This is a genomic window from Martinezella sp. CNPSo 3890, from assembly GCF_057784455.1.
On record NZ_JBXSOR010000006.1, the window covers coordinates 204,557 to 219,608 of the forward strand.

Annotated in this window: 11 protein-coding genes; 7 read left to right on the forward strand and 4 right to left on the reverse strand. The window is 57.6% G+C overall.

The window, feature by feature from the left end; translation table 11 throughout:
• Window positions 1–131 precede the first annotated feature (131 nt).
• Entirely contained in the window at window positions 132–1,457 is a 1,326-nt protein-coding gene (locus AC13RC_RS17250) for an NtaA/DmoA family FMN-dependent monooxygenase (protein WP_488557914.1), read from the reverse strand.
• A 939-nt stretch (window positions 1,458–2,396) separates the two neighbouring features.
• Here AC13RC_RS17250 and AC13RC_RS17255 point away from each other — a divergent pair.
• Window positions 2,397–3,392 carry a GntR family transcriptional regulator gene (locus AC13RC_RS17255; protein ID WP_488557915.1) on the forward strand — a complete coding sequence of 332 codons (996 nt, stop codon included), beginning with the start codon at window positions 2,397–2,399 and terminating at the stop codon, window positions 3,390–3,392.
• A gap of 10 nt (window positions 3,393–3,402) precedes the next feature.
• On the opposite strand, the gene AC13RC_RS17260 is transcribed toward AC13RC_RS17255, so the two are convergent.
• The 3 genes from AC13RC_RS17260 to AC13RC_RS17270 form a co-directional block, all read right to left on the reverse strand.
• Complete coding sequence (locus AC13RC_RS17260; protein WP_488557916.1) at window positions 3,403–4,932, reverse strand: UxaA family hydrolase; 1,530 nt, start codon at window positions 4,930–4,932, stop codon at window positions 3,403–3,405.
• A gap of 99 nt (window positions 4,933–5,031) precedes the next feature.
• Window positions 5,032–5,763, reverse strand: a complete 732-nt coding sequence (locus AC13RC_RS17265; RefSeq protein ID WP_113352464.1) for a response regulator transcription factor — start codon at window positions 5,761–5,763, stop codon at window positions 5,032–5,034.
• A complete protein-coding gene (locus tag AC13RC_RS17270; RefSeq protein ID WP_488557917.1) occupies window positions 5,760–6,998 on the reverse strand; it encodes a GAF domain-containing sensor histidine kinase in 1,239 nt (412 codons plus the stop codon). Before AC13RC_RS17270 ends, AC13RC_RS17265 begins: the two co-directional genes overlap by 4 nt.
• 298 nt (window positions 6,999–7,296) lie before the next feature.
• Here AC13RC_RS17270 and AC13RC_RS17275 point away from each other — a divergent pair, with 298 nt between their 5' ends.
• The 6 genes from AC13RC_RS17275 (at window position 7,297) to AC13RC_RS17300 (ending at window position 14,956) form a co-directional block, all read left to right on the forward strand.
• Window positions 7,297–8,313 (forward strand): ABC transporter substrate-binding protein, encoded by a 1,017-nt coding sequence (locus AC13RC_RS17275; protein WP_113333623.1) that lies wholly within the window; start codon window positions 7,297–7,299, stop codon window positions 8,311–8,313.
• Window positions 8,314–8,393: 80 nt separating this feature from the next.
• Window positions 8,394–9,884, forward strand: coding sequence for an ATP-binding cassette domain-containing protein (locus tag AC13RC_RS17280; protein WP_152092881.1), 1,491 nt, complete (start codon window positions 8,394–8,396; stop codon window positions 9,882–9,884).
• Entirely contained in the window at window positions 9,881–10,825 is a 945-nt protein-coding gene (locus AC13RC_RS17285) for an ABC transporter permease (RefSeq protein WP_145323860.1), read from the forward strand. Before AC13RC_RS17280 ends, AC13RC_RS17285 begins: the two co-directional genes overlap by 4 nt.
• On the forward strand, window positions 10,822–11,772 hold the full coding sequence (locus AC13RC_RS17290; RefSeq protein ID WP_069615646.1) for an ABC transporter permease: 951 nt from the start codon (window positions 10,822–10,824) through the stop codon (window positions 11,770–11,772). The genes AC13RC_RS17285 and AC13RC_RS17290 overlap by 4 nt, the downstream gene beginning before the upstream one ends.
• 32 nt (window positions 11,773–11,804) lie before the next feature.
• The gene (locus AC13RC_RS17295) at window positions 11,805–12,725 is read left to right on the forward strand and encodes an SMP-30/gluconolactonase/LRE family protein (protein WP_113333612.1); all 921 of its coding nucleotides are present in this window, start codon (window positions 11,805–11,807) and stop codon (window positions 12,723–12,725) included.
• A 365-nt stretch (window positions 12,726–13,090) separates the two neighbouring features.
• Window positions 13,091–14,956, forward strand: coding sequence for a hypothetical protein (locus AC13RC_RS17300; RefSeq protein WP_488557918.1), 1,866 nt, complete (start codon window positions 13,091–13,093; stop codon window positions 14,954–14,956).
• Window positions 14,957–15,052: the final 96 nt, after the last annotated feature.

Genomic DNA, 15,052 nt, shown 5'->3' on the forward strand with positions numbered 1-15,052 from the left:
CGGTCGGGCCTTGCTTGTTCCCCCCCCTTTTGAGAAGGGCAGCTCTGGTTGCACGACGATCTTCGTGCCATTCGGCGGCAACAGGCTCAAAGCCTTACCGCAAGATGTTGCGACCATTGGCCGGGAACGGATCAGGCGCGCCTGGCCGAGTTCAACGCGCCGTCCGCAACTACATAGGGCGGGAGCTCCAGATTCGAACGGAAATCGTCTCCGACATAATCGGTGTCGATGATCGACCGCCGCCGCAACTCGGGCAGCAGCCCGTTCACCAGCAGATCCTCCTGGTCCGGATTGCCGAAGCCGTGGAGCGAGAGAACATCGAGAATTCCGGCCCGAAAGCGTTCCTCGATCGCATCGGCAAGCTGCTCCGGCGTGCCGGCGACCGACCAGTGCCCGGTTTCCTGCGCCTGAATGATGAGCTGCCGCAAGGTCAGTCCTTCACGCGCATAGCGGCGGAAGATTTCCACGCGGCCGCGCCGTCGGTTGATGCTGGTGACCTCAGGCAGAAGTGCCTCCGGCAAAGGCTTGTCGAGCGGCAATTCGGAAAGATCGAGATCGCCGCCGAGCATGTCCGCCAGTTTCAGGCGACCTTGTTCGTAGTCGATCCGCTCATGCTTTTCCTTCAGGCGTCTTGCGACATCCGCATCGGAATCGCCGATCACCGAATGGAAGGAATTCATGATGAAGGGGAGGCCGCCCGCCCGCCCAAAGCTTGCAGCTCGCCGGCGCAGTTCCGTGGCGAAAGCGATGGCATCCTCGAGCTTGGGTTGCGAGGTATAGACCACTTCGGCATATCGTGCGCCGACGGTGACACCGGCTTCCGACTGGCCCGCCTGGAACTGGACGGGGCGACCCTGCGGTAAAGGCGGCACGTTCAAGGGACCGTCGACCTGGAAGTGCCTGCCGCGATAGTTGATCGGATGGAATTTGGCCGGATCGATACCGATCGCCCCGGACGCCTTGCGTTCGGCGGCATTGCGTTCATTGGCATCATAGAGCGCATTGACGATTTCGATGAATTCAGCAGCCCGCTCATAGCGCTCCTCCGGGCTTGGCAATGTCTCGCCGAAATTCTCCTCGCCGACAGAGGAGGTCACGGCATTCCAGCCGGCGCGCCCGCCGCTTGCATGGTCGAGCGTGCCGATCTGGCGGGCCAGATTGTAGGGATAGTGAAAGGTGGTAGAGACGGTGGCGATCAGGCCAATGTGTGACGTCACCTGGCTCAAGGCGGCAAGCGCGATGATCGGCTCCTGGATGCCGGCGGTTCCGGCAAGTCCCGCCGGGTCGATATGGAGCAGGTCGGCCGTGAACAGCCCGGTGATCTTTTCCGCTTCCGCCTTGCGGGCGAGCTCGACGGCACGCTTGACGCCGGTGACGGGGCTTGTGTCGTTTCCGGCGGAAATGACGCTGCTTGCTCCGGTCAATGTCTTGAGGCGTCGGGGACGATTGTGGGTCATCGCGAATTTCCTTGATGTCGTCGGCAATGTCAATCGCTATAATCTATATTTTTAATAGACTATTAGATCGAGCAATGATGTTTTAATCGTCGGCTGCACAATGAAAGATCATGCCGTGCGACACCCTCCTGAAATTATACGTCCTGAGCCACCGAAGCATTGGGTGATCGAGAGATGGCAGGGGCGATCGGTGGGTTCCCGATGACGGGCAGCCTCTGGATAGGCTTCAGCTATCGGCAGGAGGCATTCCTTGGCTGATATGTCGGCCATGGGAATTCTCGTCCTTCGGCAAGGACCGGGCATTGGATCTGGGGCTACGGAGGTGAGTGAGATGGATTGGCCTAAACATCCTGACGATTATCGGAACCAAAAGCGCACGCCCGCGTAGATTTAGACGACGAGCCTTCGTTCGGTTCTGGCGAGGAGCGGAATGCCATGAACCGCTTCAAAACCCAGAAAGGGTAATTTGCTTTCCCTCCACGGCGACACGCAGCGTAACTTCGAAAGGAGGACCTGATGTCGAATTATACACCTCTGGTCCTGTTTTTCATCTCTGCAGGGCTGCTGATATGCATGATTGGTATCGGCTTGGCGTCTCTTATTCAGTAAAAACATCCCGATGATAGCTCTCGATGAGCGAAAGCCGATGGTCGCGGCCGAAGAGGTTCGGGAGCAACTGAACGATTAAAGCCGGAATCCAGGATATGCCGGGCGCCACTTGCTTTCAGGCGATTTTCAGGCGCGATCAGCGACATCGGATTTTCGTGGAAGTATCGAAAGCATGTTATGGATATGTACGTCAGTGGTTCTAAGCGGGGTGAGGAAGGCAATCGAATTTTTCCGTCAGATATCGGAGCCGCTTTGGAATCGTTGCTCTTCTATAGTTAGCGAGATGCTCTCCATAGAAGTTACAGACTCGGACGCGAAATATGGGACGACATGGGCATATCACGGCTAGGGAACGGCGGTTCGCGAAAAACCAGTCTCTATGAGGAGCTCTTCGGGCGGCTGAAGGCCGAGATTCTCGATGGGACGGTGCCCGAGGGCGCAGTGTTGACCGAGGCCGCTCTTGCGGGCTTGATAGACAGCAGCCGGGCGCCGGTACGTCAGGCACTCCAGCTCCTCTTCGAGGATGGATTGATCACACGGTTTGATGGTCGCGGTTTTATTGTCGGCAAGACAGGGACTCTTCCGAGGCGGATCAAACTTGCGGACTATCTCGGCAAATTGTTCGATGGGGATGACGACAGGCTGATATTCGCCTGGCAGGCGCTCTATGAAGATGTCGAGAGCATCGTCGTCTATCGCTCCTTCTTCGGCCGCTATCGCATCAATGAAAACGAGCTCGCACGGCATTTCGGCGTTGGGCGTGGGGTAGCACGCGACGTGCTGCTGAAGCTCGAAACGCTCGGCATCACCGAAAAGGACGATAATTTCCGCTGGTCGATCGTACCGCTCGACAGCCAGCGCATTCGCGACCTCTACGAGGTGCGCGAGCAAATCGAGCCGGCGGCACTTGCAAGTGCCCTGGGCGGGCTTTCGAACCAACATGTCGACACGATGCTTTCAAGGCTGGCGCTGGCGCTTGCAGATTATCCCGATGTATCGGCCTCGACCATGTATGAGCTGGAGCTGGACCTTCATCTGCGCAGCCTGCAGGCTTGCCCGAACAAGGAGTTCCTGAGCATCCTGAAGCGGACTCATTGCATCCTGACCCTCAGCAAGCACATCGTCGGCAGCCGCATCAAGAGGCCGGAATACGAGCCCTTCCTCTCCGAGCATATCGGTGTCTTCAAGATGGTGAAAAAGCGCGATGAAGAAGGGCTAAAGAAAGCGATGCGTGATCACATCAGCAATTCTCAGCCCAATGTGCAGGCGCGTGCCGCCTATATCCGCGAGCATTACCAGCCGGACGAATACACCTTCATCACCTGATTGGAGTGCGTCAGGTAATGGCGCCGACCTGCCAGGGAACGAATTCATTATCGCCATAGTCGAAGATCTCGCTGAGCGTCTTCTTTCCGGAAGCGACAGCGATGATTTCTTCGAAGATCCGCTCGCCGGCCGCCTCGATCGTATCGTCGCCGCTGACGATGTCACCGCAGTTGATGTCCATATCCTCGCGCATATGGTTGTACATCTCGGTATTAGTGGCGATCTTGACGCAGGGCGCCGGCTTGAAGCCGGAGACGGAGCCTCGGCCCGTCGTGAAGCAGATCACATTGCAGCCGCCGGCAACCTGGCCGGTGACGGCGACGGGATCATAGCCGGGCGTGTCCATGAAGACGAAACCGGGTTCATCGACGATCTCCGAATATTCGTAGACGGCCTTCAGCGGCATTGAGCCGCCCTTGGCGACGGCTCCGAGCGACTTCTCGAGGATGGTCGTCAACCCGCCGAGCTTGTTTCCATAGGAAGGGTTGTTGTTGAGTTCCGCACCGTTGCGGCGGGTATAGTCGCGCCACCAGTCGATCCGGGAGAGTAGCTTTTCTGCGACCGCAGGCGTAACCGCTCTGCGCGTAAGCAGGTGTTCCGCGCCGTAAATCTCCGGCGTTTCCGCCAGAACCGATGTACCGCCATTGCGCACGAGAAGATCGGAGGCATAGCCGAGCGCCGGGTTGGCCGATATTCCCGAATAGCCATCGGAGCCGCCACATTCCAGGGCCAATTTGATCCCCGAAAGCGGCTGGACGGTGCGCTTGGCTGAGTTCACCTCGGGCAACATGTCTTTGATCATTTCGGAAGCGGCGGCGATTGTCTTGCGGGTACCGCCGAGATCCTGAATCGTCATGGCGCGCAGGCGGTTTCCTTCCTCAAGCTTGTAATGCTCCAGGATGGGCGCAATCTGATTGGTTTCGCAGCCAAGGCCGATCATCAGGATGCCGCCGAAATTCGGGTGCCGCGCATAGCCCTGAAGAGTGCGGGCCAGATAGCGGTAGCCCTCCGACTGAGTGTTGATGGCGCAGCCGCCGCCGTGGGTCAGCGCCACGACACCATCGACATTGTCGAAGCCCTCAAGCCCGCCGGTGCGATTGAAATGTTCGGCAATATATTTCGAGACGGTTGCCGAGCAATTGACCGTCGTGATGATGCCGATGAAATTGCGCGTGCCGACGCCGCCGGCGCCGCGGTCGAAGCCCATGAAGGTCCGACAGTCCTCTTGCGGCAACATGCCCGTCTCTTCGATATCGACGCTGAACTGGTAGGGATGGTCGGATTCGATCACGGCCAGGTTCTGTAGATGGACGTGGCCGCCGGCCGGAATGAACTGTGTCGCGACGCCGATCGGCTGACCGAATTTGCGGATCTCCTGGCCGACCTGGATATCGCGGACTGCCACCTTGTGACCGCGCGGGATCTGGTCTGCCGCGATCAAGCCGTCGATGCCGGTCGGGCTGCCGGCGCGGATCATCGCGCGAGCGACCGCGACATCGTCGATGGGGTTGAGCAGGATGACAGGCGAAACGGCGGACATAGGAAGTTCCATATGGTTGGATTAATGTCTATTGCTAGCAATAGACAATTATTCGAGGGAAGACGTCAAGCACGATCGACTTTAGTGCAGGGCTTGCTTTCAGTTGCGTGGTTGGCGCGCCAGCCAGGCGGAAAGATCGGCTTCCGCACGTTCGAGCGCGCTGTGATTGAGAAGTTTCCTTAAGAATGCCACGGCAACCGCGCGCGCTCTCAGATTGAAACGACCATCATCATCCTGACCGCCAAGCGGCTGATAGACGCCGAGTTTCACATAGAGCTGCTGCAATCGGTTCTGAACGCTGCGGACCGAAAGATTGCGCCGCTGGGCAATCGCGCGATCGGTCAACCCAAGAGCGATATCGATCAGGATCTCGTATTCGGCCTCGGTGAAACCGTTGACGTTGCCGAGGCTCTTTTGCTGCATGCCGCGCACCTCACGGTCGATAACGCACTGGCTTTCGATGAAGATGCTGCGAAGCGCCAGCTTCAGGCGGTCGTCCGAGGCGGATTTCAGAACATATCCGTAGACGGCGCCGGCAGGCACGATGCGCGAAACGCCGCGAACATAGGCCTCGTCTGAATAGTTTGACCAGAAAAGGATGCGTGTCTCCGGTCGCTCCTTCCAGATCGTGCGGGCCGCTTCGATGCCGTTGCGCTGGCTCATCTGCAGATCCATGACGATATGAGACGACCTCAAATCCCGCGCCAGCCGTTCGCCCGTATTGCCATTTTCTGCCTCCAGCACGCCATCGCATTCGGGAAGTGCGGCGCGGATCGCTTCATTGAGATAGGAGCGATGGAGCGGATCGTCTTCGATGATCAGAACCTTCATGCGGCGGCTCCTCCGGCCGTCTGCGCCTTGGCAGGCAGGTTGACACTGACGATCGTTCCACCGGAGGCTGCTGCGGCCTTGATCGTGAAGCGTGCCGAAATCAGGCGCGCACGCGTCCGCATATTTTCGATACCGCCGCCCGATAATCTGCGGGTATTTCCAAGTCCGACACCGTCATCCACCACATCAATGGTGACCGCACACTCGGGTGCTTTCAGATGAACCGCAATGTTGCCGGCCTGGGCATGGCGAATGGCGTTGTTGATGGCCTCCTGCGCAATGCGGAATAGGGCAATGGACACCGACTGTTCAAGGCAGTCGATCGCGCCGCCGGTCTCGTCGTTCAGTGTCCAGGTCAAAGTCGCGCCGCTCTCCTGGATCGACCGTTCGAGATGGTTCTCGATCGCCTGCGCGAAACCGAACAGTTGAAGGACGGAGGGCTTGGCCTCCTCGATGATCTGGCGAAGATCGTGCATGCTGTGTTGCAGCCCGCGAAAGAGCGGCTCAAGCGCTTCGCCGGTGACATCGGGCTGTCGCGCGAGTCGCTCCAGCCGCCTTGAGAGGCGGGTCAGGTCGGCCAGAATCTGGTCGTGGAGGTCCATGCCGATGCGCTGCCGCTCGGCTTCCAGGGCCTCAGTCAATTTCAGGGCGCCGAGGCGCAGACCCTCTTCGCGGGCCCGAGCCTCGGCTTCCACGATTGCCGAGCGTTTAGCCTGGTCGGCGGCGCGGATTGCAAAGAAATGGGGTGCCAGCAGATCGGCAATGACGCGGGCGCTTTCGACGTGCTGCATGGTGTAGAAGCCGGTCTGGTGGCTCGAGCAGGAAAGCGCACCGATGACATGCCCCTGGACTTTCAGAGGCACGTGCAGACGGCTATGCAGCGATTGATGAAAGATCGGATGTGAAAACGCGCCCTGGAAATGGAATTGGGGATCATTCCAGGCGTCGTCGGTCAAGAGGTAGTCCGTCTCGCCCCATAGAAGCGTGCGGATGGGGCTATTGCTCACGGGTGCGGGAAAACGGCGACCCCAGTCCGTTTCCAAGCCGCTCTCGTAGGCGGTATGAAATTGCTCGTCCATCAGGATGATGCAGACATCCAGATGGTCATGCGGGATGACGTGGCTGATCTCGGCGGCGACCGCCTGGATGACCGAGTGAAAGTCGAGTTGGCCGGCGAGAAGCCTCGATATGTTGAGATAATGGTCGAAGACCGATTGCGGCGCCAGATCGCGCAAGACACGCCCTCCCAGGCAATGCGCCGACCTATGCTCCTCCGGTCGCTCGCAGCATGCAAATTTCCGGCACTATTAAGCGCCGATCCGAGAGATCCGTCTTGCGGATTTGCGCATCTTTTCTGCGGGATCCCGCAAGGTCCCGCCCTTTAAGCGCCTGTACAAGCGTCACAATCTCGGACATCCTGTTTCTACTGACAGGGCAACCTTCAGTGCAAATATTATTTTCGATCGTTCGTTGAGGAGCACGCTCGAAAATCTTGGCCTGGAAGATGAAGTACAGGCGCTTTGGGAGGAAAAAATGAATATTGCCAAGATGCTTATGGCGTCCGCCGTCATCGCTTGCGTTGCCGCGCCGGGGGCTGCCTTTGCCGATACGTCATCCAAGAAAATTGCATTATCGAACAATTATGCCGGCAATTCCTGGCGTCAGGCCATGTTGACCAGCTGGCAGAAGGTTACGGGCGAAGCGGTCAAGGCCGGTGTCGTTGCCGCGGCCGACCCGTTCACGACGGCTGAAAACCAGGCCACCGAACAGGCCGCCCAGATCCAGAACATGATCCTGCAGGGTTATGATGCGATCGTCATTGATGCTGCCTCGCCGACGGCGCTGAATGGCGCGATCAAGGAAGCCTGTGATGCCAAGATCGTCGTCGTTTCCTTCGATGGCATCGTCACCGAACCCTGCGCCTGGCGCATCGCCGTCGACTTCAAGGGCATGGGTGCCAGCCAGATCGAATATCTCGCCAAGAAGATGCCCAAAGGCGGCAATGTGCTCGAAATCCGCGGGCTTGCAGGCGTTTCCGTCGATGATGAGATCTCGGCCGGCATCCATGAAGCTGCCGCCAAATACCCGCAGTTCAAGATCGTCGGTTCGGTTCATGGCGATTGGGCTCAGGATGTCGCCCAGCGAGCGGTTGCCGGCATTCTGCCCAGCCTTCCCGATATTGCCGCGGTCGTGACCCAGGGCGGCGACGGCTACGGTGCCGCTCAGGCCTTTGCCGCCGCCAAGCGTCCGATGCCGACCATCGTCATGGGCAACCGCCAGGACGAGCTTGCCTGGTGGAAGAAGGAGAAGGATGCCAGTGGCTACGAGACCATGTCGGTCTCGATCGCGCCAGGCGTCTCCACGCTGGCCTTCTGGGTTGCCCAGCAGATTCTCGACGGTCAAGAGGTGAAGAAGGATCTGGTCGTACCATTCCTGCGCATCGATCAGGACAATCTCGAAACCAACCTTGCCAACACGCAGGCGGGCGGTGTCGCGAACGTCGAGTATACGCTCGACGACGCCAAGAAAGTCATCGCGGCGGCGAAGTAACCGATATCTGCGAACCGTAGAGACGGGCGCCGCCGATAAAAGGTGGCGCCTGCTGATGCAACGCCCGATCCGGACGATCCATGATTGCAGCGAAAGACAATGTTTTGAAGAGACAGGATGCCGGCCCGCAGGCCGTCGTCTCTGCCCATGGCATCAAGGTGCATTTCGGTGCTGTGAAGGCGCTCGATGGCGCCGACCTGACGGTTCATGCCGGCGAGTGCATCGGGCTCGTTGGTCATAATGGCGCTGGCAAGTCGACGATCGTCAACGTCATCAACGGCGGTCTCAGCCCACACGAGGGCAGTGTCACCTATGAGGGAGACGACAGCGTACACGGCATCAACGCAGCGCGCGCTTACGGAATACGTTGCGTTTTTCAGGAATTGTCACTTGCGCCCAATCTCACCGTCGTCGAGAACATGCGGGTGGTCCATCGCGGCCTTGCCGGCTGGAATTGGCGGCGACAGGCGGCGGCAATCGTTCGCGCCAAGCTCGACGAGATTTTCGCTGGCCACAGGATCGACGTCATGCGGACCGTCGGCGAACTCTCGATCGCCGAGCGGCAGATGGTGGAGATCGCGATCACTTTTTGTGCCGTCGGCGAGAAGCCGAAGCTGGTCATCCTGGATGAACCGACCTCATCGCTCGACGCCGGGCTTGCCGCTCAGCTGATGGCCTATGTGCGCAGTTTTGTGCAGGCCGGCGGAGCCGTCATGCTGATCTCGCATATTCTCGGTGAGATCCTTTCGACCGCAAGCCGAATTCTGGTCATGAAGGACGGTCGCGTCGTTGCCGATCGCATTGCTCAGGATTTCACCGTCCACAGCCTGGTCCAGGCGATGGGCAGTGTCGTCAAGGAACAGGACCGCAGGGGCAGGAGCGGAGGGAACATCGCATCGTCTCCTCTGCTTGCGCTGCCGGCGCGAGGGGGAAGGGGCCTTGGCTTCAACGCCCGCCGGGGCGAAGTGATAGGGCTTGCCGGGCTCGCCGGCCATGGCCAGACCGATATGTTGCTCGATCTCCATCGCTCGCTTTCTCACAGCTGGCTGCCGGGCAGGCAAGACAATATCGCTTTCGTTGCCGGCGACCGCAGCTTGAACGGCACGTTTCCGCTTTGGAGCATACTGAAAAACCTCAGCATTGCCTCGCTCAGCGATTTTTCGCGTCTGTCGGTCGTTGATCGCGGCCGCGAGGATCGTCTCGGTGCAGACTGGAAGGGTCGCATCGAAATCCGGACGCCGACGATGGCAAACGGCATTTTGTCCTTGTCGGGCGGCAATCAGCAGAAGGTTCTGTTTGCCCGCGCTCTGGCCACGACTGCGCCGATCGTGCTGATGGACGATCCCATGCGCGGTGTCGATATTGGTACCAAGCAGGAGGTCTACAGGATCTTGAGCGACGAGGCTTCGTCCGGTCGGACGTTTATCTGGTATTCCACCGAGATGGACGAGATTCGCCTCTGCGACCGCGCCTACGTCTTTCGCGACGGCGCCATCGTGTCGGAGCTGATTGGAGAGGACATCACGGAGGAAAATGTGTTGGCGGCTTCCTTTGCCGGGGAGGGCGCATGAGCCGTCCGTCATCCGCTACCCTGCGCCTGCTCATTCCGGCGCTGTCGCTTGCCGTCCTGCTCGCTGCGGTCTTTTATCTGCAGCCACGCGCCATGAGCTATATCGGCCTCAATCTGCTCTTCAATCTCGCCGTGCCGATTGCGCTGGCCACGATCGCGCAGATGATGATCATGGCGGTCAACGATCTCGATTTGTCGATGGGCACCTTCGTCAGCTTCACGGCCTGCGTGGCGGCGACCTATCTGCAATCTGCCCCGCTCATCGGTATCCTCATTCTGGCGGCCGCAATTGCCGTCTATGCCGCGATCGGCGTCGTCATCTATATCAGGGATCTGCCATCGATCGTCGTGACGCTCGGCATGAGCTTCGTCTGGGGTGGCCTAGCGGTTCTGCTGCTGCCGGCACCGGGCGGCACCGCGCCCGATTGGGCGCGGTGGCTGATGACTTCGAAGCCGCCGTTAATCCCCATCGCGATCATAGCCAGCATCGTCATCGCGCTGTTTGCCCATCTGATCGTCATGCGCTCTTCCTTTGGAGTATTGATTCGCGGTGTGGGCGGTAATCAGCGGTCGCTGCAGCGGGCCGGCTGGTCCGTTGTCGGTCTGCGTGCTGCCGCCTATGCGCTGGCGGGCTTCTTCGCCGTATTGGCCGGCATTGCCCTTGTCGGCCTCACCACCTCGGCTGATGCGAATATCGCGCTGCGCTATACCTTGCTGTCGATCGCAGGCGTCATCCTCGGCGGCGGGGAGTTTACCGGCGGCCGCGTCTCGCCTATGGGCGCCGTCATCGGCGCCCTGACATTGACCCTGGCGGGCTCCTTCCTGTCGTTTCTGCGGATATCGCCCGACTGGCAGATCGGTGCGCAGGGCGCGATCCTGATCATCGTGCTTGCCCTCAGGCTCTTGCTCAATCGCGTCGAAAAGCGGGAGAAACAATCATGATCGCGCTTGCCACGCTCGGCCGTAAACCCTGGATTTGGTCGTTCATTGCCGCAATCGCGGTGTGGATCATCACCGTTCTCTTCACCGGCGGCGCGAGTTCCATCGGCCTGTCGCAGGCGGCACTCACCTTTGCGGCATTCTCTGTTATCGTCGGCATCGGCCAGATGTTCGTCATCACGCTCGGGCCAGGGAACATCGATCTCTCCGTGCCGGCGACCATGACGCTTGCTGGCACCATAGCGCTGAAACTCATGAATGTGGAAGACAGTATGATCGTGCCGGGTTTGCTGGTGTCGGTCGTCATCGGCCTCGGCATCGGTCTCGGCAATTACGCCCTGATCAAGCTCTTGCGCATTCCGCCGATCATCGCGACGCTCTCCATGAGCTTCATCATTCAGTCGACCGCCATCTGGAGCAATCGCGGCCTTCGCATCAAGCCGCCCGAATATCTGGCCGAGTTCACGACGTCGGGGGTGTTCGGCATACCAAATGTCGCCATCGTCGCCTTGTTGCTCTCGGCGCTTGCCTGGATTCTTCTGGAAAAGACGATCTACGGCCGCTGGATCTCGGCGATCGGTCAAAGCATGTTTGCGGCGCGCATGGCAGGCATCCCCGTCGACGGAACGCGGCTTGCGACCTATGTGCTCTGCGCCATCCTCGCCTCGATCTGCGGCTATCTGCTCGCGAGCTTCTCCGGCGGCGCGGCCCTTAACATGGGCGCGGAATATCTGTTGATGTCGATCGCCGTCGTCATCATCGGCGGGACGGCGGTTGCCGGCGGCGATTCCAACGTGCCGGGCATCTGGGGCGCCTCGCTGTTCATGTTTCTGGTCGTCTCGATGCTGAACACCTACGGTTTCGGTGCAGGCCCAAGGCTCGTCCTCACCGGCCTGATCATTATTGCCGTCATTCTCGTGGCCGGCGGCCGTCCGATTGGCGGGCGCTGAACTCTCTCCCAAAAGACCCCAGGAAAACTGTGATGTCCAACGACGCTCCTTCCATTTACGAAATCTACGACACGCGCTTCCGCCATCTGATTGTCCCGAGCGCCGGCCTGGAGGAGCTTTATTCCGATTGCCGCTGGGCGGAGGGTCCGGTCTGGTTTGCCGATGCCGGATGCCTGATCTGGAGCGATATTCCCAACGAACGCATGCTGCGCTGGGTGCCGGGCGGCAATGTCTCGATCTTTCGCTCACCCTCGAATTTCGCCAATGGCAATACGCGCGATCGCCAAGGGCGGTTGATATCCTGCGAACATGGCGGCCGCCGTGTGACGCGCACGGAGATCGACGGCTCGATTACCGTGCTTGCCGACAGCTATAAGGGCAAGCGCCTGAACTCACCCAACGACGTGATCGTCCGCTCGGATGGAACGGTCTGGTTTACCGACCCGACCTACGGCATTCTCTCGAATTACGAGGGTTATAAGGCGGAGCCGGAACAGCCGACCCGCAATGTCTACCGCCTCGATCCGTCGACAGGGGAGTTGGATGTCGTGGCGGATGATTTCCGCCAGCCGAATGGCTTGGCTTTTTCACCGGACGAGACGAAACTGTATGTTGCCGACTCCGCCGCAAGCCACGACATCAGCGCCCCCCGCCACATTCGTGTCTTCGATGTCGTGGACGGTAAGAGACTCGCAAACGGCCAAGTCTTCTGCAACATCGACACAGGTATTCCGGACGGCTTCCGAGCCGACATCGACGGCAATATCTGGACCAGCGCTGGCGACGGCGTTCATTGTTTTGCAGCTGATGGGACTTTGATTGGCAAGATTAAGATACCACAGACGGTCGCTAATCTTACATTTGGTGGTCCGAAGCGGAACCAGCTTTTTGTTGCGGCAACGCGGTCGCTTTATCGGGTCTTTACTACTGCAACTGGGGCGCAGATGCCTTGAAACTCTAACTCCTGGTGCCTTGTGTTACGCCGGCGCCTTGCGCAAGGTGGAGGACTATTGTCACTGTTTGATGCTGCACAATGGATTGAAGGCAGGCAAAGATGTCCAAGGAACCGGCTCTCTCAGTGCATGATCAACGGTTCTTGACCATGTAGTGGGGCGGCTTTAGATGCCTGGCTTGGCAGAAAGCGGTTGCTACTATTGGATACCAGGGGCGCGTCTTGCCGAAATAAATAAACTTCGGAACAGATCGCGCAGCTTAAGGTTCCGCTCACCTGTTTGCCTGTGCATATTCTGAAGCTTGAACGGTTCTATTAAAATAATTAATGATGGGCTGATTTCCGGCCAAGCAGATGGATAAAAGTATGTGGGCTTCTAAAACGGACTATGCCAAACTTTACTCGCCTGAGTACTTTGGAAAGTCGTCCGGGAGTGCCAGCTACAATGGCAGCGATTTTGAACGCGTTTTTTTCAATCTCTGCAAGGCCAATAATATTGATTCATTGGTCGATGTTGGCTCTGGAAGTGGAAAGCTTAAGCAGTCGGCCGTATCAGCGGGGATGACGGTCTTCTCATGTGATTTTGATCCCGTAGATAAAGATGCTTTTCATTTTGATCTCTCGCTTGAAGATGCAGACGCCGCAGCCACACTATATAATCAAATAGGCGATCGGGTTGGTTCAGCAGAGTATATTACTACATGTCTCGACGTTTTGGAGCATATTGACATCGAGGATGTCAGTAACGCTCTCTGGAACCTGCACACGATAATAGGAAACCTGGCTGTCGTATCCGTGTCCACACGACCAAGCAGCCGCGGAAATAAATATCACTCGACAGTTTTGCCTTTATCAACGTGGAAATATTTATTCGAGCTTTCGGGGTTTGAGATTGTCGATCCGCATTTTTGTTCCGAAGGTCGCAGAATTCTGCCGCCCACTAGCAATGATCCGCTGCTGGGACTTGTCTCTCATTGGGCCCAGGCTGATATTTTCAAGGATCGGCTTGATGGAGAGCCGACCTATCTTCTATTGCGGAAAGCAAAGCGACCAACCGACAAAGAAAGCCGCCTGATAAAAATAGACGCAGTGCTCGATATTGCCTATAGAAAGGAAAAACGACTTGCTTTTCATGAGCGACGTTTACAAGCTATTGCTTTAAATATCGGTCGTTTTCAGGACTTTCTGACTCTTCGTCCTCTGTTAGACATTATTCCAAGGGGGCAGTGCTCCGCGCTAATTCGGCGCGACGGGCTTCAATCCGACGAAATGTCAATGATCGTGGGCCACTTCGAGCGCAATGGGATTCCGATAATAATCTATCGGACAGTTGCCGAGATCGATTGGCGAGGACTGTCCGTCCGCACCCTTGTTTCCGGCTCCGAATCAACGGCGGCATTCAGTCATGCATTAAACGCGCAGGTTATCGAAGCTGCAAAGTTGTGGGGCGTCAAAACGGTGTTGTTACAGCATGGGATATGGATTGAACCCATGCAAGATCGCGAAATCAATTTTGCCTCCGACACTATTTTAGCATGGGGCGCGGAACATGAGCGGTTTAGCAGCGGTAAGCATTCTGCAGCCGGGATTTCCAGATCTTATAGCTCGTTGAACAATGGTCGCTTTAAAGCGGCAGGCTCGCCGAAATTTCATGACTCGTTGCTGCAAACGAACTCGGATGTCCTCCGATGGCGGTTGGGTATCAATATATCGAACTACAGCGAACACGTTCTTCTAGGAATTAATTTGAAATGGCCTCAACATCAGGATGAGAGGTCGCATATTTTAGCGGGCATACGCCGGATGATTCAAAGTAATCCGGAAAAGTTATTCATCGTAAAACCCCATCCGTCTGAACGGCATTCTGAATATGCTGAATTGAGAGCAGATAATACACTTGTACTGGACGATATCCTACTGGGCTGTCTCGATTTATCGGTGTCGAGGCTGTTGGGCGGAATCGCAACAGTTGTGTCTTCTCTTTCGACCTTGTTGCTTGACGGTGCTGTGTTGGGTCGCCGTTGCATCCAGTACGATACCGGAAACAGGCTTCACTATGAATTATGCAAGCCGATTTCCGTTAACGATCTGCATCTTGCGATAAAGAATCCTCTCGCAGCTTCGTTGAGCAGCAAAGACTTTGCATCATACTATAACGATGCGGGCAACGATCATTTTTACGAAGTATTTGCTGAAGCTGTTGACGACCAATCATCCAGTGGCCACAGTTGAGGCGACGGCAGGCGCAAGCAGTGCTTGGGTGGGATAAATAATGCCTCTGCTACCGATAGAGAATCTACGGAAATACTATCGTATATCCCTTGGCAA

Bases quoted from the DNA above. Each gene is read 5' to 3' on its own strand.
- AC13RC_RS17290 (WP_069615646.1), top strand. From the start codon at position 10,822: ATGATCGCGCTTGCCACGCTCGGCCGTAAACCCTGGATTTGGTCGTTC.
- AC13RC_RS17300 (WP_488557918.1), top strand. From the start codon at position 13,091: ATGTGGGCTTCTAAAACGGACTATGCCAAACTTTACTCGCCTGAGTAC.
- AC13RC_RS17255 (WP_488557915.1), top strand. From the start codon at position 2,397: ATGGGCATATCACGGCTAGGGAACGGCGGTTCGCGAAAAACCAGTCTC.
- AC13RC_RS17265 (WP_113352464.1), bottom strand. From the start codon at position 5,763: ATGAAGGTTCTGATCATCGAAGACGATCCGCTCCATCGCTCCTATCTC.
- AC13RC_RS17295 (WP_113333612.1), top strand. From the start codon at position 11,805: ATGTCCAACGACGCTCCTTCCATTTACGAAATCTACGACACGCGCTTC.
- AC13RC_RS17280 (WP_152092881.1), top strand. From the start codon at position 8,394: ATGATTGCAGCGAAAGACAATGTTTTGAAGAGACAGGATGCCGGCCCG.
- AC13RC_RS17260 (WP_488557916.1), bottom strand. From the start codon at position 4,932: ATGTCCGCCGTTTCGCCTGTCATCCTGCTCAACCCCATCGACGATGTC.
- AC13RC_RS17285 (WP_145323860.1), top strand. From the start codon at position 9,881: ATGAGCCGTCCGTCATCCGCTACCCTGCGCCTGCTCATTCCGGCGCTG.
- AC13RC_RS17275 (WP_113333623.1), top strand. From the start codon at position 7,297: ATGAATATTGCCAAGATGCTTATGGCGTCCGCCGTCATCGCTTGCGTT.
- AC13RC_RS17250 (WP_488557914.1), bottom strand. From the start codon at position 1,457: ATGACCCACAATCGTCCCCGACGCCTCAAGACATTGACCGGAGCAAGC.